Here is a 24915-nt window from a genome sequence, read left to right on the forward strand (position 1 = left end):
GAAGGTGACCCGTTTTTTTATTCTTACTTCAACACATACCCGTACAACCGTTTCATACCATCCGCATCGGTTTCGCTATAGACACCTTGCAGCTCCGGTGAAAAACCTGGCAGCAAATTCACCCCTTCTTCCAGCGCAAGGAAATAACGCTGGACCGCCCCGCCCCAGACCTCCCCGGGTACCACGCAAAGCACGCCTGGTGGATAAGGCAACGCCCCTTCTGCCGCAATTCGCCCTTCGGCATCACGAATCCGCACCAACTCCACTTCACCGCGAATATAAGCGCTATGCGCGTCCTGGGGGTTCATCACCACTGACGGGAAACTCTGCTGGCGGAACATCGCTTTTTGGAGATCTTTAACGTCGAAACTGACATACAGATCGTGCATCTCCTGACACAACTGGCGCAAAGTGTAGTCGCGATAGCGCACCGGATATTTGTTATAAACGCTCGGCAACACCTCAGCCAGCGGTGAGTCATCCTCAATATGCTGTTCAAACTGCGCCAGCATCGCCACCAGTTGTGCCAGCTTCTCGTGGCTTTCCGCCGGCGTTAATAAGAACAGAATGGAGTTGAGATCGCACTTCTCCGGCACAATACCGTTCTCACGCAGATAATGCGCCAGAATCGTCGCCGGAACGCCAAAGTCGCTATATTCACCGGTTTCAGCATCAATACCTGGTGTGGTCAGTAACAGCTTACACGGATCGACAAAATACTGCTCCGCGGCATATCCTTCAAAGCCGTGCCACTTCGCCCCCGGCTCAAAACTGAAAAAACGACGGTCGCTGGCTAACACTGACGTCGGATAATCCTGCCACAATTTGCCATCAACAACGGGTGGAATAAACGGGCGGAACAGCTTACAGCGCGCAAGAATCGCCTTCCGGGCTTCAATCCCCAACGCAACGCACTCCGCCCACAGCCGACGCCCACTCTCCCCTTCATGAATTTTGGCGTTAACGTCCAGCGCGGCAAACAGCGGATAGAACGGGCTGGTAGAAGCATGGAGCATAAAGGCATTATTTAACCGCTTATGCGGGCAAAAACGCGCCTGCCCGCGAATATGGTTATCTTTTTTATGGATCTGCGATGTCTGCGAGAAGCCCGCCTGCTGTTTATGCACCGACTGCGTCACAAAGATCCCCGGATCGTTTTCGTTAAGCTCTAACAGCAGCGGCGAGCTATCTGCCATCATCGGGATAAACTGTTCGTAACCGACCCACGCGGAATCAAACAGAATGTAATCACACAGATGCCCAATGGTATCGACCACCTGTCGGGCGTTATAGACAGTGCCGTCATAGGTTCCCAGCTGAATAATCGCCAGACGAAACGGACGCGGCAGGTCGGCTTTTTCTGGCGCAACGTCGCGAATTTGCTGGCGCAGATACTCTTCATTAAAGCAGTGCGCATCAATACCACCAATGAAACCAAACGGGTTGCGTGAAGCTTCCAGATAGACCGGCGTCGCCCCCGCCTGAATCAACGCGCCATGATGATTCGACTTATGGTTGTTACGGTCGAAGAGCACCAGATCGCCACGCGTTAATAGCGCATTCGTCACCACTTTATTCGCTGCCGATGTGCCGTTCAGTACAAAATAGGTTTTATCGGCATGAAAGACTTTGGCTGCGAATTTCTGCGCATCTTTCGCCGATCCTTCATGAATAAGCAGATCGCCCAATTTTACGTCAGCGTTACACATATCGGCGCGAAAGATGTTCTCGCCAAAGAAATCGTAAAAATGGCGTCCGGCAGGATGCTTTTTAAAGAAAGCACCATGTTGATGCCCAGGGCAAGCAAAGGTGCTATTGCCCATCTCAACGTACTGCGTCAGCGTGTCATAAAACGGTGGCAGCAAATTCTCTTCATACTGACAGGCTGCGGATTCCAGCTCCAGCCACTGCTGCTCGTTGCCGTTGATTACCGCCGTAACGCCCGCAGGTAATTCAACAGCATGTTCGGAATACAAAAACACCGGTAGATGAAAACCGGTGCGCTTAAGCAACGTAAGAATGCCACTGCGACTATCCGCAGCGGTAATGACGACTGCCGCGACGTCCGTAAAATCAGTATCTCCCAACGCCACCACGCGGCGATGAGTAGAAAGTCGGGATACCAGTTCACTACTGGCGGCAATATTCATTGATTTCATAAGCGCAAAACCCGTTTCGGGGAAGTAAGAATACCGGACAAGGTGAAAAACCCTGCCCCACGAGATATGGGTCAAACTGGTCACCAGCTCCGACCGCCAGACATCAGTAAAAGCAGAAACGCTCTGATTTTACTGTTGTCCTGCAGTGAGCGTGCGTTAACTTCACCGCATGAGCAGAAAAAGGGAGGAGTTTCGCGCGAAACGGCGATAAGCGAGAGAATGTAAGGAGGTGGCGTGCATCGGGCAAACTCCGTACAGAGAGGAGAAAATTCGCGCAATCATGGCACCTTTCGCTAAAGCGTGCAAGCCAGGACTTTGCGACCAAACAAGCCATCAACAAGGCAAAAAGTTCATAATAAGAAAATCAAACAATACAGTTAACAGGAACTCTTGTGGTCATCGGCCCTTTTATCAACGCGAGTGCAGTCTTACTGGGTGGCGTTATCGGCGCTCTGCTCAGCCAACGTTTACCGGAACGTATCCGCGTTTCCATGACATCTATTTTTGGTCTGGCATCGCTGGGGATTGGTATTTTACTGGTGGTGAAATGCGCCAACCTTCCAGCGATGGTTTTAGCTACGCTACTTGGCGCTCTAATTGGCGAAATTTGTCTGCTGGAAAAAGGCGTCAATACAGTGGTCGCCAAAGCGCAAAATCTGTTTCGCCACTCACGTAAGAAGCCAGCGCATGAATCTTTTATTCAGAATTATGTCGCGATTATTGTCCTGTTTTGCGCCAGCGGCACCGGGATCTTCGGGGCGATGAACGAAGGGATGACCGGCGATCCGAGTATTTTAATCGCCAAGTCATTTCTCGATTTCTTTACGGCGATGATCTTCGCCTGCTCGTTGGGTATTGCGGTGTCGGTAATTAGTATCCCATTACTGATCATCCAGTTAACGCTGGCGTGGGCTGCCGCGCTGATATTACCGCTGACCACACCGTCGATGATGGCAGACTTCAGCGCTGTAGGCGGTTTATTGCTGCTGGCAACCGGATTACGCATTTGTGGCATTAAAATGTTCCCGGTGGTCAACATGCTTCCAGCATTGCTTCTGGCAATGCCGCTTTCCGCCGCCTGGACCGCCTGGTTTGCCTGACAATGCGTGCAATAGCGGCAAAGTGATGATAGATTGTGCAGTCTGCAGTAAATTGAAGAAATTTGATTGACGAGACGAGGCGAATCAGGTTTAATGCGCCCCGTTGCCCGGATAGCTCAGTCGGTAGAGCAGGGGATTGAAAATCCCCGTGTCCTTGGTTCGATTCCGAGTCCGGGCACCACTATTCTAAAGAACCCGCCCACAAGGCGGGTTTTTGCTTTTGGATCTGACAATAACCTTCACGAAAAAACTTAGCTTATAAGGGCTGGGGGAATTACTCTCGCCACGTTAACGAGAGTAATTTTATTGATATTAATCTCCTGATACTTTATCCCCGTCCAAACTCCAGCCGCTGCACATTCACCATCCCAGTCTTCTCACCAGCGCTGACATCAATTTGTGTCACCCGCAGCGCATACTTTTCATCCAGCGCGTTTAACCAATTCAGCAGGTCATTAAACACCACAGGTTCTATCCAGACTTGAATATTCTCCCCACGCTCGGCTATCCGTTTGATGACCACCGAGTGCGCGGAAGCACTATCACTGATGACCCGCGATACCTGCGCAGGCGTTGTTGTGGCGGAGTTTCGCGCTGCAATAATATCCGGCGCGGCGCGCTTCAGTCGGGTGTTCATTGCCTCCAGTTGCTGCAACATCGTCTCCTGTTGCTCAATCCGTTCGCTCAGCGGTTGCCAGATGAGGACGTAATATCCGGCACTAAACAGGAACACTACCGCAGCCAGTAACATGCCCTTTTCGCGCGGAGAACGCCCCGCTAGGTGTTGTGCCAGCCAGTGTTCGCCACGGCTTAACTGGCGTTCACGCCATTGCTGAAAATAGTGAATAAATTTATCGCGTAACATGTTATTTCCTCCGCAACGTTACGCCGCCGGAAACCGCATCACCCTCTTTCTGTAACGCGTCCTGTTGCACAACATAATCTGCCGCCAGTGCGCTACGCAGTTTGTCGAAACTGGCAAAGTTCGCGGCCCGCAACTGAAGGTGGAGCGTCTGGCGTTTTTGATCAAAGGTGAAACCACGCATTTCGATGTCGGAAAGTGATGCTGATTTCAGGGTGCTGGCTATCGCTGACAACTCGGCGAGCAGCCGGGTATCATCGGCCTGCGGGCGATATTTTTTCAGCGCCATCGTCACCTGGGAACGCAAATTCACAATCCGCTTCTGCTCCGGGAACAGTGTTAAGAACTTTTTTTCCGCCTGGGTGCGGCTTTGCGCCACCTGTTCGCTGATGCTCCATAACGTCACGCCCCGTTCCACTGCCAGCGCAACCAGAATCAGCAATATCGGCAGAATCATCACCCGCCAGCGCGCCCACTGTTTTCGGTAGCTGACCCGAGGCTGCCACGGCCCTGTTAGCAGATTCCCTTCCGGTTCGCCATAAATGGTAATGGCGGGCAGAGCCGTAACGGTCAGGCGTTCGGCGTCCGCACCAGCCCATGCAGACAGTTCTTCCGGAGCAATGCCGACCACGGTTAGCGAAAGCGGTAAATCCTGCTCATTGCACTGTGCGCGGAACATGACCGGAGTCAGCGCCCGCCCGGCGCTCCATCCCCGGCACTCATTGATGCGGCAGATAACCCGTTGCGCATCGCCAGCCATATAGCCACAAGGAATGGACATCCAGTCCGGTGCAACGGTGGCGCGGGTAATGCCGTTTGTCTGCAACCACTGCGCAATGTTGCGCATATGCTGCTGGTGAATCACTGCCACGGTTGCCTGTTGCTGGTCGATTTTCAACGCGGCAAAATGCAGTTCGTCGATATCCTGGTTCAGCTCTTCTTCCAGTAAGGCGGGCAGAATAGTTGGTATCTGCTTGCGGGGGACATCAGGCAGTTCAACCTGCCAGACGCTGATCCATTCGCCGGGAATGTAGAGTCGAATCGCATCAGTTTGCAGCCATTGCTGGAGACGTTCGTCAGCAACGTCAGGCCAGATGCCGCACTCCACGTCGGCGGTACGACGCTGCCAACGGATGGAATCAGCGGCGCAAAGCGGGAAAAAAATCTCAAGCATGGAACTCACTCACTTTCTCCTGTCTGATGCCTGAGAACAGAAAAGTGTTGTGGGCCCATGCGGACAATTAACGAATTCATCGTCAGTTCAATCTCATTCACGGTGATATCTGAACGCAGCCAGAAGTAATTGCTGTCCACGCTCAGGACGGTTTTTAGCTGTTTTTTAGTACGTTCATCGACGTCAGCAAGTAGCGGCTGTGCAAGAAACTGATCGACATCTTCCCAGCCCTTCGCCGGACGTTGTTGTAATAACGCCCGCGCCTGAACAGGGCTTAACCACGGGTCAAACAGCGCCTCAAGAATCACACTTTGCGTGACGTCCAGGGTGTTGATGTTGATTTGCTGGTGGGTCATCGGCAGCGCACAGACCAGCGGTTTGAGTTTTTGATAAAGGCCGGCGTCCATTCCCTGTACCACGCGCATTTCGCTGATATCGGTCAGCGGTTGATTGGCGGCGTAGAACGGTACCGAACGGGCGAGATACTCGCTGTCTTCACGGCCCAGACGCGTCTGCACGCTGCGGTCTTCGTCAATAAATTCCCACAGGCTTTCGGCTATCAGTTCGGCCCGATAAGCAGGCACATCCAGGCGCGAGATCAGGGCAATCAGTTGTTGTACCGCGAGCGGACGCGACGCCGTTGTTGGTTGAGCAAGGGCATTCAGGTTAAAGCAGGCCTGAGCGTCACGCAGAGTGACGGCAATTTGCCCCTGCGGCAGTGGCAACAAACGAGGGCCGGAAGCCCACGGCTGCGCCAGATGCACGCGCTTTTCATTTTTCAGGCTCAGACTGAGTGCGCTCAGCGCGAGGCTTTCTGCACTGGCGCTATACCACAGCGCCTGCTGGTACTCCTGCTGGCTGCGCGTTCGCCCAAGTTGTTGCTGCATCCGCCCGGAAAGCGTGATGGTTACCAGCATCATGACCGCCAGCAATACCAGCACTACGACCAGTGCCATTCCGCGTTTTGGTGGTGAGGTGATCATGATAATTGCGGCCCGCGTAACAACCAGATGCGTTCAATCTCGCCCCATTGCGGCGAATGCAGAGTCATGCGCACTGCCACAGGGATCGCCTGCACTGATGACCAGGTTTCCTGCCAGCGAGTGCCGTCGTAAAACTGCAAACGAAGTGAATCCGCCGGAATCAACTTTTGCGTTGTTGGCTTCACGCTGCCTGCGGCATCGGTCAGCGGCCAGGCTAACCGTTCGAGATAACCGTCATGAATGCGGTAACCGACGGTGAGCAGATTACTGCGCGGCAGACGCATCAATGGATTAACCACACCGCCACGCACAAAGCGCATCCCTTCACTCTCAGACGCCAGCACGCCAGCGCCCGCCAGTAACGCTGGTTCACGCTGGCCCTGATCGCCTCTTACCGGACGCGGCATCATTTGTGTCAGATCGTGGGTCAGAAAACTCATCGTTTGCTGCATGAGGTTCAGTTTTTGATCGTATCCGGCGACGGAGCTATTCACGCGTGTGACGCCGTTTGTCACCTGCTGTGCCATCAGTGCCAGTGAGGCAAAAATGGCAATTGCCACCAGCATTTCCAGTAATGTGAAACCTGCGCTAATCTTTTTCATTGCTGGCCTCCCACGGCGCTAAACCAGGCGCGTCGTGACTGAATCACCGACGAAAAATCTTCGTGACGGCTGACTTCAATATCCACCGCCTGGAGCAGCGCGTTGCCTGTACTCAGCGGTGTGGTTCGCCAGAACCAGCGGCTTCCTGCCATATCGCTCTCGCCCTGGTGCCTGAGCGCCCGTTGTTCGCGGGTCATCAGGTAGAGCAGTGCGGTCTGGTTTTCAGCTACCCAGCCCGCTACCGTTTTTTCCTCAAGGATTTGCTGATTACTCAGCGCACCGCTGGCAATCTGTAACACCGCCGTGGCAGCCAGCGCAAAAATCGCCAGCGCGAGCATCACTTCCAGCAAGGTAAATCCGCGCTTCATGGCATCCTCTCATCACATTGATTGAGGGATAACGCGCCATCGTGCGCCAGCTTTACCGCCCAACACGCGTTTTGCGCCGCCGAGTAGAAGCGCAGCGTAAACGGCGCGGCGGGTTCAAAAGGCGAAAAACGGATCTGCGGCGTCTTCTTTTTCGCCTCTTTTTGCAGCTCCAGTTCAATATCGTGCAGCGTCAGGCGACGGCGTTGCAGCTCCAGCGCATATTCCTTCTGCCAGATATCACTGCCGGGTTGTAGCAGCATTTGCACCTGTTTCGCCACCGTAACCTGTGCCGATAAGCGGGTCGCGGAAACGGGCAACCACTGCCCGTGACGACGCCGCATAAACTGATAACCAGGCGGGTCGATTAGCACACCGAGTGTTTGCCCTTCGATCACTGCCCTGTCCTTAAACTGCGCAAAGCGAGTCAGAAAATCCTGCGCCGCTTTTTTCGCGGGCGATTCAGAACGGCTCGCAAAAGTCTGTACCACGCCCGCACTGGCAAGGCCGATAAGGAAAATCACCAGCATGATTTCCAGAAGTGTGAATCCGCGTTTGGGCACTGATTACTGAAACTCCTGCAAATTCCAGTTACCGATATCTGCGCCAGCACCTTCCCCGTTTTCCTGACCATCCGCCCCTAAGGTGTAAACATCAAACAGTCCTTTTTCACCCGGGCTGAGATACTGATAATCATTGCCCCACGGATCCTTTGGCAGCCGTTTGATGTATCCACCAGGACGGTAGTTGCGGGAGTCCGCCATATTGGCCGGTTGCTGGATCAGCGCCTCAAGCCCCTGTTCGGTGGTCGGATAACGCCCGTTATCCAGTCGATACATATCCAGCGCGTTCTCCAGCGCCACGATATCGCTGATGGCTTTTTGCCGATCGGCTTTCTCTTTGTTGCCCAAAAGATTAGGCACCACCAGACTTGCCAGGACGCCAAGAATAACAATCACCACCATCACTTCCAGCAGGGTAAAACCTGCCCGTGGTCTTTGTGTGCGGGATAACGAATTCATGTGATAACTCCGTAAATTACATTCCAACCATATTGTTCAGTTGCAGCATCGGCTCGAGGATGGCGATGACGATAAACAGCACCACACCCGCCATCATCACCACCAGAGCAGGCTCAAACAGCCCCAACGCCAGCCCCACCTGGGTATCAAATTCCCGTTCCTGGTTGACTGCGGCCTGTTCAAGCATGGTTTCCAGTTCGCCGCTCTGTTCGCCGGAGGCGATCATGTACAGCATCATCGGTGGGAACAGGCGCAATTCCGCCAACGCAGCGCGCAGGCTGCTCCCTTCGCGGACGCGATCTGCCGCCAGCAGCAGTTGTTGTTCGACATAGCGATTTGCCGACACGGCGGCAGCGGTCTGAATGCCTTCCAGTAGCGGAACACTGCTGGCGGTGAGGATGCTTAACGTGCGGGAAAAACGCGCCGTATTCAGCCCGCGCGCAACACGCCCCGTCACGGGCAGGCGCAGCAAGGTTTTATCCCAGCGCAGGCGCATAGCAGGATTTTTGAGTAGCCGTTGTACCAGCACCAGAAATCCCAGAAGACCCGCCAGCCAGTAAACGCCGCTGGTCTGCAACGCGTCGCTCATGGCGATAAGAGCGCGGGTGGAGGCAGGCAGCGCGTGTCCGAGATGATCAAACTGTTCGATAATTTTCGGCACCACCGCAGTCAGCAAAATAGTGACCACGCCCGTTGCCACCACCAGCAGTACCAGCGGATAGAGCATGGCCTGCAGCAGGCGTGATTTCAGGCGCTGTCGCTGTTCGGTGTAATCCGCCAGGCGATTGAGTACCACGTCGAGATGCCCGGATTTTTCTCCGGCAGCCACCATCGAACAAAACAGGGAGTCAAAGACGCGGGGATGTTCGCGCAGGCTGTCCGACAGGGTGTAACCTTCCTGAATCCGGCTGCGTAGCGCCATTCCGAGGCTTTTTACATGCAGTTTTTCACTTTGCTCACTGACCGCCTGTAAGCAGGTTTCCAGCGGCATTGCTGCCTGCACCAGCGTTGCCAGTTGGCGAGTGAACAGCGCCAGATCTGCCGCCGCCACGCGACGATGTGCGTGCCGCCGACGCTGCAACATTCCCCCTGCCGATGCATTCATCCGGGCTTCAATGTGCACGGGAATGAGGTCTTTACCGCGTAACAATTGACGGGCATGACGCGCGGAATCCGCCTCAATCATGCCTTTGGTTTTGCGACCATTACGCTGTAACGCCTGATAGTAAAACAGTGCCATTACGCCTCCATCGTTACCCGCAGCACTTCATCGAGAGAGGTTTCTCCGGCAAGCACTTTCTCAATGCCGTTGCTGCGGATACCCGCAGAGTGTTGCCGGACATAACGTTCCAGCTCCAGTTCCCCGGCCTGACGGTGGATCAAATCACGCAATGTGGCGTCTACCACGATCAGCTCATGGATGGCAGTACGCCCGCGAAAACCTTTGTGATTACAGGCGGAGCAGCCCTGCGGATGGTACAGCGTGACGGTACGCACGTCGGTAATCCCCAGCAGGCGTTTTTCTTCATCAGTGACAGGCGCGGGCTGGCGGCAGTCGGTGCACAGTGTGCGAACAAGTCGCTGCGCCATCACGCCCGTCAGGCTGGAAGAGAGCAGGAAAGGCTCAACGCCCATATCCTGCAAACGCGTGATCGCCCCCACCGCCGTGTTGGTATGCAGCGTGGAAAGTACCAGGTGTCCGGTCAATGACGCCTGGACGGCGATTTCTGCGGTTTCGGTATCGCGGATTTCACCGACCATCACCACATCCGGGTCCTGACGCAAAATCGCGCGCAGGCCACGGGCGAAGGTCATGCCGACGCGGGTGTTAACCTGTGTCTGACCGATCCCTTCAATCATGTATTCGATGGGGTCTTCAACCGTGAGAATGTTGCGCGAGTGGTTGTTCAGCTCCTGCAATCCGGCGTACAGCGTGGTGCTTTTGCCGGAACCTGTCGGCCCCGTCACCAGAAAGATGCCGTGCGGTTTGTGCAGTAGCTGGCGCAACTGCGCGGTCAGTTCATGGCTCAACCCCAGACGCTCCAGCGTCAGGCGGGCCTGGTTTTTGTCCAGCAGTCGCAGCACCACGCGCTCGCCCCAGGCGGAAGGCATAGTGGAGACACGCACGTCAATCGCCCGACCACCCAGCAGCAGCGCAATACGGCCATCCTGCGGTACGCGCTTTTCGGCGATATCCAGCCGCGCCATCACCTTAATACGTGATACCAGCAGCGAGGCCAGTTTGCGCCCCGGGCGCAGCATTTCATGTAATGTGCCGTCAACACGAAAACGGATCACCAGACTCTTTTCAAATGTCTCGATGTGGATATCCGAAGCGCCTTCTTTAATCGCCTCTGCCAACATGGCGTTGATCAGTTTGATGATTGGCGCATCGTCGTCACTTTCCAGCAGATCTTCCGTTTCCGGCAGTTCTTCAGCGAGGGTAAAAAAGTCCTCGGCGGAACCGAGATCTTCCATCAGCTGGCGAGCTTCGGAAGAGTCCCGCTGCCAGACCGCATTCAGCCGCTGTTCAAATTCGGCCTCGTCGATTTGCCTCAGCGTAAAAGACGCGTTCAGCCCCCGCTGCAGCTCCTGCAAAACAGAGAGCGACAACGGATGAACGTGGAGGATCTCCAGCGACGCTTCGCACCATGCCACCAGGCTAAACCGACGGCTGAAACTGTAGGGCAGACGCACGGTGTTAGCGGTGGTTTCCTGTGCTACAGGCACCATTAACGCGTTCTCCCGGCATTAAGGAACGCGCGAACTTCCGGCGGTAAGGCCTGATTTTGCGCTGGCAGTACCGGCTGCGCGGTGTGCGGCATCAGGCTTAAGCCTTGCTCATCGCGATAGATCTGCTCAGCGCGCATGTAGTTATATTTGCGCTGCGACACGCCGTCTGCCGCCATACCGTCACGCAGAATGGTCGGACGGATAAACACCATCAGGTTACGTTTTTCTTTTTTATCCGCCGTCGATTTAAACAGGTTACCAATCAATGGGATATCGCCAAGCAGCGGCACTTTCGCCACGCTTTCTCCCGCCTGGTCGTCCATCAGACCGCCAAGCACAATTAGCTCACCATCGTTAGCCAGCACGGTGGTTTTCAGTTTGCGCTCACCAAACACCACGTCGAGGCTGGTCTGTCCTTCCACCTTCGACACTTCCTGCTCAATCACCATCTGTACCGCGTTACCTTCGTTAATCTGCGGCGTGACTTTCAGCATGATGCCGACTTTTTTCCTCTCTACCGTGTTGAAAGGATTGCTGTTATTGGAGCCAACGGTAGATCCAGTTAATACCGGAACGTCCTGGCCCACCATGAAGAAGGCTTCCTGGTTGTCCAGCGTGGTGATGCTCGGCGTGGAGAGCACGTTCGAGCTGGAGTCGTTTTTAACCGCCTGTACCAGCGCCATCCAGTCGCCTTTCACCACGCCAACCGCCGTACCGCTAAAGCCAGAAAGAAGCTGGGCGAGCGTGGAGAGATCGCCGTTAGTATCCGGGTTAATGGTGGTGGCACCGTTTTCGCTGATCACCGTGGAGCCTTTCTGCGGTTTCGCCTGAGAAATGGCTGCGCCCAGCGTACCGATAGGGATCTGCGTACCGTTAGCAAACTGCATTAATCCGGCATCTTTCGACGCCCACTGCACGCCGAAATTGATATTGCTACCTTCGGCAACTTCCACGATCAACGCCTCGACGTGCACCTGAGCACGGCGAATATCCAGTTGTTCAATCACGCTTTGCAGCGACTGCATGATGTCCTGCGGCGCGGTGACAATCAGGGCATTACTGTGTTTGCTGGCGGCGATGGAGACAACCTCACGCCCGCTACCAACCGTGCCTTCCGCCTCTTCTTTAGCCGCTGTGAGCGTGCCGCTGACCTGTTTCAACACATCGACCAGATCTTCGGCTTTGCTGTATTTGAGATAGAACACCTGGCTGTTGCCGCTGCGCTCCATTTCTGAGTCCAGACGACGGATCAGGCGGCGCATTTTGTCCCGCGTGGCCGGGTCACCACTGACAATCACACTGTTGGTGCGTTCGTCGGCGACAATCTGTGATTTCAGCGTTGCAGGCTGGTTCTCGCCGCTGTTTTTAGTCAGGCTTTCCAGCACGCGGGCAATTTCCGAGGCCGAGGCGTTATCCAGCGGGATCACCTCTTCGGTGCGGTTTCCCGCATGATCCACGCGCTGGATCACTTCCGTCAGGCGCTCCACGACGGAGGCGCGTCCGGTAAGCATAATTACGTTGGAGGGATCGTAATTAACAACGTTGCCTGAGCCTGCGCTATCGATCATCTGGCGCAGGATCGGCGCCAGCTCGCGTACCGAAACATTACGTACCGGCACTACTTTGGTGACCATTTCATCGCCCGCGTAGTTGTCGCTGCCTTCACCGACCAGCGGCAGCGGCTCGACTTTCGCGGCGCTGGATTTCACCACCTTCAGAACGTCGTTTTCCATCGGTACGACCGCATACCCCTGTGCTTCCAGCAGGTTAAGGAATAACTGGTAATACTGGCGTTCATTGAGCGGAGTCATAGTGCGAATACTCACTTTCCCCTGAACGCCCGGCCCCATAATGATGGTTTTATTAAGGTTAGCGCCGACGGTTTCGATGAACGATTTCAGGTCGGTATCTTTAAAATTAGCGGTGAAAGTGGCTTCTTCCGCCCAGACCGGTGAACTGCATAATGCCGCTGCCAACACCAGCGGCAGTAAACGCTTTTTTGTTTTGAGGCCAGTTGTCTTCTTACGCCAGACCGACAACGTAATATCACGCCAAAACACGATGAATGATTCTCCTGGATTAAATGCGGTTAGCGCAGCGCGATGGAAATGTCGTGGCGCGCACCCTTGCGTAAAACCGTAAGTTGAATGGAATCCATTGAAGGTAACTGCCGCATCAGAGCAATCATTGCTCGTTGATCAGTGAAATCCTGCTGATTGAGCGCAATGGCGATATCGCCTTCCTTAAAACCGCTGGCATCGAACAGAGAACGATCTGCCCCCGGCTTCACTGCATAACCGACAATCCCCTCCTTACGCACAGGCGTAAGCTGGATATAGTTAAAAATTTTCTGCGGATCTTTCGCCAGTGCCTGACGCACGGCAGTCGGAATCTCAACTGGCGCACTGACAGCAGGTTCAGCAACAGCTTGCTTTGCTTCGTCACTGGCGGCTTTTTTGTTGGTCACGGCTACGGTGGAACGTGCCTCTTCAGCCAGACTGAGCCGCTCCATTTTTCCCTGATAGCGCAGCATCACATGGTCGCGATTGATTTCCTCAATCACCGCGTTGTGAGAGCCAAGCCGTTCACCCTGCAAATAGACCTGCTGTTTGCCACCTTCTTCAATAACCGCGCCGGGTCTGGCACCAAAGGCGATCCCGCGCAGCACCACATTAAGACGCGTTTCTGCTACAGGTTCAGGTTGCTTTACCGGTGTGGCGACGCGCTGATATTTACCAAACCAGTTTTGCTGGCTGATTAATTGCACATCTTTTTTATCGAACGTTTTTACATCCGCACGGGGCGGTTTATTCACCGATTGAGAAACCGCCGTATATTCCGTAGAAAAGGAGAAATAGCGCCAGAGTGAATATGCCATTTTTGCAGAAATAATAAGCAGCATCAGCCAGAACATCGCGCATACAATTTTGCGAAGATGCTCTTTGTTTGTATTAAGAGATTGTCTCTGGTTAAGAGTGTGACGAATTTTAGTCAGCCATTGAATGAGATAAATTCGTGCGTCACGAAAAACAACCCGCGCCAATTTATATACCCGACGTTATGCTTTGACTATTCCACAAGTAGTGCGATCCAGTTTCCGCTGATACTGGTTACCTGTACGTGTATCATTAATCGTTATGCTGTAATTAATTCCCTCGGTGATCATTAATTTCACCGTTGGGTCTGCACACATTTGTCGTTGGTAGCTGGTTAAAAAGGCGTCAGGCGTCTGCGTGGTCTGAGCACCCGCTTCGCTGATGATGGTCATTTTTACCGTCGTGCCGCTGCTTTGCGCCAGCACTAAGGTATAACCCGCAGATTTAATCGGCAGGTTTTGGCTGATATTTTGCGCCTGTTTTTTCGCCAGTAAACTGGCATTTTCATTATGGCTGGCACAGCCACTTAATAATCCTGTAACGCTCAACAATAGCGATATTAATACCCTCCCTGGCATCTGTTTTATCGACATGGTAAATAATCTCTAAGGTTATTAATAAGAGTTAAAATGTCACTTTGATAATGACGGGGTTATCATTAAAACAATGCCTGTAGATAAAGTGTTGCTATACCGCCCAGACTTAAACACGGTCCAAAAGGCAGTGTGGTTGATCCTCTTTTTGTAATAACGGCATATATCAGGCCGCAGCATGAGGCGATTAAAGCCACATTGGGCAGCGACAACGCGCCCACCCAGCCACCTAACGCGGCAAAGAGTAATACATCGCCCATGCCTAATGCTTCTTTACGCAGAACTATTCCGGCTATCCAGCGCAGGGAGTAAAAAGTGATAAATCCCACCAGGACGCCGGTAACTGAGTCTTGTAGCGTTAACGGACTCTGTTGCGTCCATGCCGCAATCAGTCCTGTCCACAATACGCCCTGAGTAAAAACATCGGGCAGCCATTGGTTATCAAGGTCGATGATGCTCGCGGCAATAAGCCAGGCGGATAATATCATCACCGCCAGCCCCCATCCACTTTCCGGCCAGACCAGACTCGCCAGCAAAAAAGCGAGTGCTGTCAATAACTCGACCAGCGGATAACGCTTGCTGATTTTCGCCTGACAATCACGGCAGCGCCCTTTGAGCATCAACCAGGAGAGCAGCGGAATATTGTCACGAACGCGGATGGTCTGCTGACAATGCGGACAGTGCGAACGCGGCAGCGCCAGGCTTATTTTTGACTGCGCACTCGGCATTTCACCGTGAAACTCCGCCATTTGTTGGCGAATCATGATGGGATAACGCCAAATCACCACATTCAAAAAACTGCCGATGATCAATCCTCCGACGGTTGCCAGTATGGGCATCGCCGCAGGGTATTGCTGAAAAACATCAAAAAGCATGGTTAAAGGTTATTTGTTGTAACTTGCCGGATGCGGGCCTGCAGGTGTATGCCATACGGCTTTCCTCCAGGCCCGATAAGCTTGCGCATCGGGCAAATGTGTTAACCCAATGCGCCTTATTTCATGCCGGATGCGGCGCGAGCGCCTTATCCGGCCTACGGGTGTCTGCCAGCGAAAATAATCACGGCTTTCCCTGTCTGTAGGCCCGATAAGCTGGCGCATCGGGCAAATGTGTTGACCCGGTGCGCCTTATTTCATGCCGGATGCGGCGCAAGCGCCTTATCCGGCCTACGGGCTTACTCGGCTGACATCTTATGCTCGGTAACCTGATTAATGGTTTCCGGCCCTTGCTGCGGTTTCGGCAGACCAAGCGCCGCGAGCGTCTCGTAAGCCGACGGGCTCACACCGCCCTCGAAGTTCATCTCGCTCGCCCCCGGCAGCTGGTAAGCATTCGCGCCCGGATTCCATTTCTTAAAGAATGCGGAAAGATCCGTCTGGGCGACCCAGGAGGCACACAGCATCAGCGTGTCCGCTGCGTTACCGTTGGATTCAGCACAGTAATTCTTGCCGCCAAAGGTTTTGTCGCCAACCTCATCACCGCGCGCTTTACGATGCATCAACTGGAACAGGTTCCAGCCCTTCATCCCTTCACGATCGCTGTAGAACTTAGGCAGGTTACCTTCTGGATACCACTTAGTGATATCAAAGTTTTTCTCAGCCCATTCCTTCAGCTGCGCGTACATCAGCAGACGATCACCCGCACCGCCGCGCGCCCATGCCTGACCGTTGCTCTCCTCCAGATATTCCGGCGCAACGGTAATATCGTCAGCAACACGGTTCATCTTGCCGAGATAGCGATCCTGCATGTACAGCGCCAGCACGTTGTTCGCCACTTCGGTCGCGCCTGGAACAGTCAGCGGCGTTTCTGCGGCGTTATGCCCTACTTCATGCCAGATCAGCCAGTCGTTCAGCGGCGTCGTCGGCAGCGTGGTGCTGTTCGGCGAGAAGCTGCTGTTCATCACCGGATAACCAGAGTGCGCGTCACCAATGGAGATCTGCACATCGTTGGTGAAACGATGCTTGTGGCCCGTCAAGTTTTTATAGGTAAACATCCGGTGCTTACCGTCTTCATCATTACGACCGTAGAAGTCATTCATCGAGCTGGCAAAGGTATCCAGATCTTTAGCGAATTCTGCTACGCCACCAGTGAAATTGCTGGCCTCAAGGTTCTTCTTCGGCGTGGTGTAGACGAAAGCGTCTGACTCCAGCTCGCCCAACGGCGCAGGGGAGTTCAGAGCGTTTTTCCATGCACCATCTTTATAGAACGGCGCTTTCACCACACCAGTAAAGGTGAATTCGGCTGACTCATTCTGTGGGCTGTTGCCCTTGATATAAATCAGGCCACCGTAAGGCACCTTGAACTTCACCGTACCGCTAGCGTCCAGAGAGTACGTTTTAGTCACTCTTGGCGGACGGTTCAGCGCAACTTCATGCTTCTCACGTCCGGTCAGGTCGTCAGCCAGCGCCACGGTGACGGTCACAGGAACGTTCGCATTGGACTTAATGGTGACCTCTTTCTGAGCCGGTGCCCACAGGCCAGTTGACTGCATGTTACCTGCAAACCATTTGGTCGGATTCGAGTACAGGCTGATGGTTTCAGTAACCTCTTCTCCCCCTACAGATACCGCTCCCGGATACTTCTCCACATCAACCTTAATGTTCAGATCCCACCAGGAACGGCCCAGCATCAGGCGCGTCAGCGGTTTTTCCATATAGTTGAGTGGATAGCTCGGGTTCATCATGCCCGCTTTATTAACGCTCTTCTCGCCGTAGATCATGTTGTTATCGACCAGCGATTTTTTCAGCTCATCAGAACACTGCGTGCCGCCAGTATAGGCATCGTTGGCGTAGCAGTTCAGGAACTCGGTGAACGTTTTAAAGCCCAGCTCGTCATCCTTGTCGTTTTCATAGCGATATTCAATTTTATTCCACAGCCAGACCGACATGTTCTGGTACAGACGTTCCAGATCGACGCTGCTCAGACGCTCACCTTTGCGACCATTGGTCCGGAAGTAGAGCTCATGCTGATACAGACGCTGAATGTTGGTGCCTAAATCCGCAGCCTGCACCATCGCTTTTGCCGTGTCGGCGTTAAGGCTTAGTTGCGTATACTGTGGAACATACATGCCACCAGTAACCGGAACCCCCGTGCCAGGACGATATTCCAGACAGTTGACCTCGTAGTGGTAAGTTGGGTCCTTACACTCCTTTAATCCAGGAAACTTCTCAAAGATTTTTGCCTTCGCAGCCTTCAGAGAATCCTCTGTTTTATGATCGGCCTCATCAATAAAGGCATAACGCGTTTCCTGTTTGCCATCTACATCTTCCAGCCAGCTGGCAACTTCCAGCTTCGGTTTGTCATCAGGTTTGTTTTCTACCTGATATTTCCACTTAACGTCCCCTGTCTTACTATCGATGGTGTACGGCAGCGCACCATCTACGGCAGGATAACGTTCATAGACCCAAATGCCCGTTGCGCGCTGCTGACGAACGCGGTTCGGATACCCTTGCGGATCGTTATTTACTACCGACTTGTTCAGTGCCATCGACAGACCTGCGGCATCAAGCAGACGTACAAAGCCAGATGCGCTCTCTTCCTTAAGATTGCTCATCACGTTTTCCATGATCAGCACCGATCCACCTTTGTTCAGATAGGCGATCAGATCGGTCACATCCTGCTGAGTCAGCTTCGGTTTGCTGGTATCTGCTCGCAGCGGGATTGCATAAGGATCGTTACCAACCTGAGTCACATACTCAAAGCCGTTGAGGATCAGCAGCGGCATTTCCTGCGGGTCGAGATCGCCATAGCTACTTAAATGCTCAACAGAGATACCCGCAAAATCCGGATGAAAGCCGAACTCAGCGCTGTTTCCTGTAACCTGACCATGACGTTTGAAATAGACAGTATCCAGGTTGGTACCTACGGTCATGCTGGCTTTCGCGTCCGGCGTCCATTTATCGTCGGACAGATAGCGCAACACGTTCTGCATAAAGTGCTTCATATCATTAGAATCACTGTTACGCGTACACTGACCGTTTTTATCAACACCGCCTTCCCAGCTGTAACCGTTCGGACAACGCAAAATGCTGTTGTAGTGCGGGTTACCGATAACCATCAGTTTGCCCTCACCGACTTGCCCCAGCGAAATAAACGGCAGGTTAAAGGTGGCGGTATCGCGCGTAACGTTTTCCGGCTCAACGAGAGAAGGCGCTTCCGTAATGTACGCCAGCTCGTTTTTATCCCAGGCGCGTTTTTCGCCGAAGGCCAGCCAGTAGTTTTTATCATTACGCGCCATCAGAATCGGGAAGGCCGCGTTGGAGATATTCACCACTGCCTGACCGCGCGCATTACCGGTACTGCCATAGAAGTTGGTAGAGTCATGGAAGACGTGGAATTTCGTCACTGATTTGTAATCTTTATCCACACCCCACAGCTTGTTGATAACGCCCTGAATCTGACCTTCGTTAACATTGCGTGCTGTCAACGAGAACCAACGCTGAGAGTTGCAGCCCCCAAGGGAGTCACAAATCGCCGTATCAATCTCTTTAGCCTGCCCGGATTCAAACTGCTCAAGAAATTCGTTTGTCCGCTCAAAGGTTTGATCGCCTTCGCTCAACGCCTCGCCATTGGATAACGAGAGATTGATAATCTCGTTGATTACGTTGGGATACTCGGCAAAGACCTTGCGCACTACGTCCGGCACTTCACGCTCATCATTTTTTCCGGCCTGGGAGTAACGATGGATAAGCTGATCAACATTCGCGCCGTGAACTTCATCACCCAATTCAGTCAGCGCAATAGTCGACTTATTGCCGCGTACTGAGCCCAGTTCAAAGGTATCGATACCAAAGGAGATGGTTTCGCCCCAGCTGAAGTTGAATTTGCCGTTTTCGCCAGTTACGCCACGGCCTGAGCTGGTGTAGTAATTTACGCCAACCACACCATTGCCCATGCTATCCACCAGTCGGCCTTCGGAAAGAATGATTTCAGTGGGTTGATACTGATAAAACTGTTCCGCGTTAGCCGACACGAAGGACGCGTTCAGATCCGGTTTTGTTCCCTCTGTCGTGACTGGCACTACCGTTGAGGTATGGGTGGACGGCGCTTTATCAGTCGCAGCATTGTTTTCCACCTCTTCATTGACCAGCTTGCTGAAATCGTTTGTTGCCAGATCAATTTGCTTATACAGTTTTTCAAAACGCGCGCGATCAACCACTGACGAGAAAGTAAGACAAAGCTGTTCTGCATCTGCGGGGCAACTGTCGCTGGACGTCACCAGAGAGATGGCGTTGGTTTTCTTATTTGCAGAATCCGCCAGCTCCTGCGCGTCCTCAAGGCTAAACGACACTTTGTCAACCGCACGCAGGCTACGCGCAGTCTCTGACTGGGTGTTGAATGTTGCAATGGTCGTACTGCCCACCACACAACTCACGGTATTGCCTGGCGTAAAGGTAAAGCCGTCGCTGGATTCACCATTACAGGTAGCACCAGTTACCCGCTGGCTTCCGCCCAGGGTCAGATACCCCGTTTTCGTAGGAACAGGTTCTGGCTCCGGTTCTGGTGTCGGCTCTGGATCGGGTGTCGGTTCCGGCGTAGGTTCTGGGTCCGGCGTCGGCTCAGGTGTCGGTTCCGGGGTTGGTATTGGATCGGGTTTCACTTCCGGCAAAGTCCCTGCTCCAGAATCTACAGACGGCGTATCGGAGGACGATCCTGAACCACCGCCATCACAACCGGTTAATAAGGTTGCGCTTAAAATAGCCGCTAAAAGCGATTTTTTATATTTAAATTTCTTATTCATTAATAACGCAAGTGACAAAATAAAATTAAAGAATTTGTAACTGGGAAAATAGTTTTATGCTTTATTTTCTCTAATAACTTCCTCCATTCTTAAGAAAACGGCATCATTTATAGAAAAACAGGTGAAATCTATAAGAATATCCCCTATACGATATCTGTCAGGTTATTTTTACGAAATTTCAACAAACAAAAAATCAACAACTTTTCACAGCGTAACCATATAAATTCGTTGATAGTTTTAACGATTTAGATTGCAAAAGCAACAGATAGAACGGTGTTTGCTCATCAAGCGAACATAATTAATACAGACTTGTTTTGCGTGATAAAAAAACAGATGTTCTCACACCCTTAATTATTTAGTATGTTATCTGAATGCAATACATTATTACTGTATAGATAATAAAGCAGGAAATGATTTTAAATTAATAAGACAGAATAATGTAAATGAAGCCGGATGATATTAACGATCATCCGGCTTTATTGATTTACGAAACTAACATCCCGGTAAACACATACGCCTGCAGCAGGGTGATAATGCCGATAACGCTGGCAAAAATCAGACTGTGCTTCACGGTGTAGCGGAACAGTTCAGATTCTCGGCCCACCATACCTGTCGCGGCACAGGCCACGGCGATAGATTGCGGGGAGATCATCTTGCCGGTCACGCCACCGCTGGTGTTTGCTGCCACCAGCAGGGTGTCAGAGACGTTGATTTGCTGCGCCGTCGTTGATTGCAGTGAACCAAACAGGGCGTTAGAAGACGTATCCGAACCCGTGAGAAATACACCCAACCAGCCAAGGAACGGTGAGAAGAACGGGAACATCACGCCTGTGCCCGCCAGCACCAGCGCCAGCGTGGTGGACATGCCGGAATAGTTGGTGACAAAAGCAAATGCCAGCACCATGCCAATCGACAGTATCGGCCACTTCAGACTAATTAGCGTTTCGGCAAAGACACCAATACCTTTCTTGATCCCCACGCCGAGGATGAAGATCGAGATAATCGCCGCAATAAAAATAGCGGTGCCGCCAGCAGAGAGAGGGTCGAATTTAAACACCGCATCCATTGGCGTTGGCTGAGCGACAATGGGTGCCGCTTTCAAGACTTGTTGATGCAAATGAGGGATCTGGAAATTAATCACCAGCGAATAAAACGCACCGCCCGGAGCAAATAACGCTTTAAATGGTTTCATCGTCCAGATGGTAACCAGTACCGTTAAGATTAAAAACGGTGACCATGCACGAATGATTTGCCCCAGACTATATTCTGAAGGCACGGGACCGCCAGAAGATGGCTTATTTACCACCATCGCACCTGCGGATTGCCCCATGCTGATTGCCGTTTCGGTATTCTTCGGCCGCCAGACTTTAAGGAATAAAGCGAGTGAGACAATACTCACCAGCGCCGAAGTAATATCCGGCAGTTCCGGACCAATGTAGTTAGAGGTAAAGAACTGCGTGACAGCGAAGCTTCCCCCTGCAACCAGCGCCGCTGGCCAGGTCTCTTTCACCCCTTTCCAACCGTCCATCATTGCCACCAGCCAGAATGGCACAAGAACCGACAGGAACGGTAACTGACGTCCCGCCATTGCGCCAATATCAAACGGATCGATTCCCGTTACCTGACCAGCGACCAGAATCGGCACGCCCAACGCACCAAACGCCACCGGCGCAGTGTTGGCAATCAGACACAACCCCGCCGCATATAACGGTTTGAAGCCCAGCCCCACCAGCAGAGCGCCTGTAATCGCCACCGGCGCGCCAAAGCCAGCCGCTCCTTCCAGCAGTGCGCCAAAGGAGAAACCAATCAGTAACACCTGCAAACGCTGATCGTCGGTGATGGAGATAACCGAACTGCGGATAATATCAAACTGGCCGCTGGCAACGGTTAATTTATACAGGAATACCGCCGCGACAATAATCCACGCAATAGGCCATAATCCATAAATAAAGCCATAGCCCGCAGCAGCAAATGCCATATCAATCGGCATTTTAAAGGCGAATATTGCAATCAGGATAGATAATATAAGAGTTATTGCTCCAGCGACATGTCCTTTCAGACGTAATACCGCGAGTGCAACGAAGAAGAATATTATCGGGATCAGGGCGACCAGAGCGGATAGCCCCAGTCCTCCCATCGGCATATACATTTGGGTCCAGGTAACCATATTGTTCAGTCTCTTATTATCTTTATATACTTGATATATTTAAGGTTTGTAATAAGCAAAAGAGGACTGAACTGTAAAATATAGGCGTTATACTTTACAGCAACAGCACGCCGCTAACGCAATTGCTACCTCTGGCATAACAAGTATATCGGGTAAGGGTTTCTGTTCCGCACACACAGGCGCAGAGTATCGTAAAGATGTCCATAATGTTGTTTTAGTCCCGCTAGTGATGCGCTACGGGTATTTAATATTGTTAAACCCTGATAATCGCTCCGGTTATTTCCGGGATAAATATACTACCGCAGTTACTATCATAGCCCCGACAATAAAACTTGCCGGGGCTTTTTTGATGCTATTAATGACTTTCTTTTTCACGTAAACGCCAGGCGTGTAATAACGGTTCGGTATAACCGTTTGGCTGTTTCACGCCGAGGAAGATCAAATCGCTGGCAGCTTTAAAGGCACACGAGTTAGCGAAATTCCCGACCATCGGACGATATGCCGGATCGCCAGCATTTTGCTGATCCACCACTTTCGCCATGTTCTCCAGCGACGCATGCACCTGATCTTTGGTCAGAATACCGTGACGTAACCAGTTGGCGATATGCTGGCTGGAGATACGCAGCGTTGCGCGGTCTTCCATCAGCGCCACGTTGTGAATATCCGGCACTTTTGAACAACCAATCCCCTGCTCCACCCAACGCACCACGTAGCCCAGAATTCCCTGCACGTTGTTATCCAGCTCTTGTTGGATCTCTTGCGCCGACCAGTTAGCATTTTCAGCAACCGGAATGGTCAGCAGATCGTCCAGCAGCGGTTCAAATTCAGCATTGAACTCGGACTGGGCAATATTGGCTTGCACACTCTGTACGTTGGTTTGATGGTAGTGCAGCGCATGGAGTGTAGCGGCAGTTGGCGACGGAACCCAGGCCGTGTTCGCCCCGGCACGTAACTGATCGCCCTTCTGGCTGTACATGTCTGCCATCAGGTCCGGCATTGCCCACATCCCTTTACCGATTTGCGCTTTACCGCGCAGCCCGCAGAACAGGCCGGAAAGCACGTTGTTGCGCTCGTAGGCTTTGATCCACGGCGTCGATTTCATCTGGTTTTTACGCAACATTGGACCCGCTTCCATCACCGAATGCATCTCATCGCCAGTACGGTCAAGGAAACCGGTATTGATAAACGCCACGCGGTTGCTCGCCTGAGCGATACAACTACGCAAGTTCAGCGAGGTCCGGCGTTCTTCATCCATAATGCCCATTTTCAGGGTATTCGGTTTCATACCAAGCATTGTCTCAATGCGGGTAAACAGTTTGTTGGCAAAAGCCACTTCCTGTGGACCGTGCATTTTCGGTTTCACAATATAAACGCTGCCGGTACGCGAGTTTTTCTGCACTTTTAAGTCGTAGAGGGCAATCGCACCAGTCATGACGCCATCAAGAATACCTTCCGGAATTTCATTACCTTCGCTGTCCCAAATCACAGGAATGGTCATCAAATGACCTACGTTGCGGATAAACAGCAGCGAACGTCCGTGCAGAGAAATTTCAGAGCCATCGGCGGCGGTGTACTGACGATCGTCATTCAGTTTACGCACGATTTGCCGACCGTTTTTCTCCATTTTCTCTTGCAGAGTCCCCTGCATCAGGCCCAGCAGGTTGCGGTACAGTAGGATTTTATCTTCCGCATCAACCGCCGCGACCGAATCTTCACAGTCGAGAATGGTACTGATGGCCGCTTCGACGATAACATCGTTGATGTGCGCCGGATCGTCTTTGCCAATCCGCCCGTTGGCATCGATTTGTAGCTCAATATGCAGGCCGTTATTTTTCAGCAAAATGCAGGTCGGCGCAGCAGTATCGCCACGGTAACCGACAAACTGTGCTGGAGTACGTAACGTGCTTTCTTGACCATTTTTCAACTGGATGCGTAATTGTTTATCGACCACCTTAAACGCCACCACATCCTGATAGCTGCCATTTTCCAGCGGTAGTGATTCATCGAGGAAACGCCGAACCCAGGCGATAACCTGCTCACCACGCTGCGGATCGTAGCCGCTGACCATCGCCCCTTCCTGCGGGATGATGTCGCTGCCGTATAACGCATCGTACAGTGAGCCCCAGCGAGCGTTCGCCGCGTTCAGCGCGTAGCGAGCATTCATTGCCGGAACCACCAGCTGTGGCCCCGCCTGACTGGTGATTTCGCTGTCGATGCCCGTGGTTTCCACCGTAACGTGGTCAGGCTGTGGCACCAGGTAGCCCAGTTCACGCAGGAAAGATTTATAAGCCGCTTTGTCTTTTACCGGCCCCGGATTGCTGCGATGCCACTCATCAAGCGCCGCCTGAATGCGATCGCGGTCTGCCAGCAACTGACGATTTTCTGGTGCCAGATCGTGAACAATCTCATCAACATTGCGCCAGAACGCGGCAGCATCCAGTTCCACGCCAGGCAAAACTTCTTCATCCACAAAACGTTTAAAGTCGGCGTCAATGCGTAAACGGCCCTGGGTTATGGTTTGACTCATTGTTTCTCTCCTCGTTTT

General features: G+C 52.7%; 19 protein-coding genes and 1 tRNA gene. 2 read left to right on the forward strand and 18 right to left on the reverse strand.

The window, feature by feature from the left end:
- Window positions 1-23: 23 nt before the first annotated feature.
- Window positions 24-2159, reverse strand: coding sequence for an ornithine decarboxylase (gene speC, locus BGE37_RS00960; RefSeq protein WP_105278315.1), 2136 nt, complete (start codon window positions 2157-2159; stop codon window positions 24-26).
- Between the two features lie 162 nt (window positions 2160-2321).
- A complete protein-coding gene (locus BGE37_RS25510) occupies window positions 2322-2399 on the reverse strand; it encodes a hypothetical protein (protein WP_212734103.1) in 78 nt (25 codons plus the stop codon).
- A gap of 152 nt (window positions 2400-2551) precedes the next feature.
- Here BGE37_RS25510 and BGE37_RS00970 point away from each other — a divergent pair, with 152 nt between their 5' ends.
- Both BGE37_RS00970 and BGE37_RS00975 read left to right on the forward strand, forming a co-directional pair.
- A complete protein-coding gene (locus tag BGE37_RS00970) occupies window positions 2552-3259 on the forward strand; it encodes a DUF554 domain-containing protein (RefSeq protein ID WP_105276729.1) in 708 nt (235 codons plus the stop codon).
- Window positions 3260-3364: 105 nt separating this feature from the next.
- Window positions 3365-3440, forward strand: a tRNA-Phe gene (locus tag BGE37_RS00975).
- A gap of 147 nt (window positions 3441-3587) precedes the next feature.
- On the opposite strand, the gene yghD is transcribed toward BGE37_RS00975, so the two are convergent.
- The 16 genes from yghD to glcB form a co-directional block, all read right to left on the reverse strand.
- The gene (gene yghD, locus BGE37_RS00980) at window positions 3588-4124 is read right to left on the reverse strand and encodes a GspM family type II secretion system protein YghD (protein ID WP_105287669.1); all 537 of its coding nucleotides are present in this window, start codon (window positions 4122-4124) and stop codon (window positions 3588-3590) included.
- A gap of 1 nt (window position 4125) precedes the next feature.
- Window positions 4126-5304: a type II secretion system protein GspL gene (gene gspL, locus BGE37_RS00985; RefSeq protein ID WP_105287670.1), complete on the reverse strand. Its 1179-nt coding sequence runs from the start codon at window positions 5302-5304 to the stop codon at window positions 4126-4128.
- Window positions 5301-6278: a type II secretion system minor pseudopilin GspK gene (gene gspK, locus BGE37_RS00990; protein ID WP_105287671.1), complete on the reverse strand. Its 978-nt coding sequence runs from the start codon at window positions 6276-6278 to the stop codon at window positions 5301-5303. The genes gspL and gspK overlap by 4 nt, the downstream gene beginning before the upstream one ends.
- The gene (gspJ, locus tag BGE37_RS00995) at window positions 6275-6880 is read right to left on the reverse strand and encodes a type II secretion system minor pseudopilin GspJ (protein WP_105287672.1); all 606 of its coding nucleotides are present in this window, start codon (window positions 6878-6880) and stop codon (window positions 6275-6277) included. Before gspJ ends, gspK begins: the two co-directional genes overlap by 4 nt.
- Window positions 6877-7248, reverse strand: coding sequence for a type II secretion system minor pseudopilin GspI (gene gspI, locus BGE37_RS01000; protein WP_105287673.1), 372 nt, complete (start codon window positions 7246-7248; stop codon window positions 6877-6879). Before gspI ends, gspJ begins: the two co-directional genes overlap by 4 nt.
- Entirely contained in the window at window positions 7245-7808 is a 564-nt protein-coding gene (gene gspH / locus BGE37_RS01005) for a type II secretion system minor pseudopilin GspH (protein ID WP_105287674.1), read from the reverse strand. The genes gspI and gspH overlap by 4 nt, the downstream gene beginning before the upstream one ends.
- Window positions 7809-7811: 3 nt before the next feature.
- The gene (gene gspG / locus BGE37_RS01010; RefSeq protein WP_001087303.1) at window positions 7812-8267 is read right to left on the reverse strand and encodes a type II secretion system major pseudopilin GspG; all 456 of its coding nucleotides are present in this window, start codon (window positions 8265-8267) and stop codon (window positions 7812-7814) included.
- 16 nt (window positions 8268-8283) lie between these two features.
- The gene (gene gspF, locus BGE37_RS01015) at window positions 8284-9507 is read right to left on the reverse strand and encodes a type II secretion system inner membrane protein GspF (protein WP_105287675.1); all 1224 of its coding nucleotides are present in this window, start codon (window positions 9505-9507) and stop codon (window positions 8284-8286) included.
- On the reverse strand, window positions 9507-11000 hold the full coding sequence (gspE, locus tag BGE37_RS01020; RefSeq protein ID WP_105287676.1) for a type II secretion system ATPase GspE: 1494 nt from the start codon (window positions 10998-11000) through the stop codon (window positions 9507-9509). The genes gspF and gspE overlap by 1 nt, the downstream gene beginning before the upstream one ends.
- Window positions 11000-13060 carry a type II secretion system secretin GspD gene (gspD, locus tag BGE37_RS01025; protein ID WP_000498829.1) on the reverse strand — a complete coding sequence of 687 codons (2061 nt, stop codon included), beginning with the start codon at window positions 13058-13060 and terminating at the stop codon, window positions 11000-11002. The genes gspE and gspD overlap by 1 nt, the downstream gene beginning before the upstream one ends.
- Before the next feature lie 29 nt (window positions 13061-13089).
- Window positions 13090-14043: a type II secretion system protein GspC gene (gene gspC, locus BGE37_RS01030; RefSeq protein WP_105287677.1), complete on the reverse strand. Its 954-nt coding sequence runs from the start codon at window positions 14041-14043 to the stop codon at window positions 13090-13092.
- Window positions 14044-14058: 15 nt separating this feature from the next.
- Window positions 14059-14469, reverse strand: coding sequence for a type II secretion system pilot lipoprotein GspS-beta (gene gspS2 / locus BGE37_RS01035; protein ID WP_001309757.1), 411 nt, complete (start codon window positions 14467-14469; stop codon window positions 14059-14061).
- Between the two features lie 65 nt (window positions 14470-14534).
- Window positions 14535-15344 carry a prepilin peptidase PppA gene (pppA, locus tag BGE37_RS01040; protein ID WP_105287678.1) on the reverse strand — a complete coding sequence of 270 codons (810 nt, stop codon included), beginning with the start codon at window positions 15342-15344 and terminating at the stop codon, window positions 14535-14537.
- A 296-nt stretch (window positions 15345-15640) separates the two neighbouring features.
- Entirely contained in the window at window positions 15641-20203 is a 4563-nt protein-coding gene (sslE, locus tag BGE37_RS01055) for a lipoprotein metalloprotease SslE (RefSeq protein WP_105287679.1), read from the reverse strand.
- 484 nt (window positions 20204-20687) lie between these two features.
- Entirely contained in the window at window positions 20688-22370 is a 1683-nt protein-coding gene (gene glcA / locus BGE37_RS01065) for a glycolate permease GlcA (protein ID WP_000259279.1), read from the reverse strand.
- A 355-nt stretch (window positions 22371-22725) separates the two neighbouring features.
- Complete coding sequence (glcB, locus tag BGE37_RS01070; protein ID WP_105287680.1) at window positions 22726-24897, reverse strand: malate synthase G; 2172 nt, start codon at window positions 24895-24897, stop codon at window positions 22726-22728.
- Between the last annotated feature and the right edge of the window lie 18 nt (window positions 24898-24915).

The sequence above is a fragment of the Escherichia sp. MOD1-EC6300 genome (genome assembly GCF_002965045.1).
In the GTDB taxonomy this organism is placed as follows: Bacteria; Pseudomonadota; Gammaproteobacteria; order Enterobacterales; family Enterobacteriaceae; genus Escherichia; species Escherichia coli_F.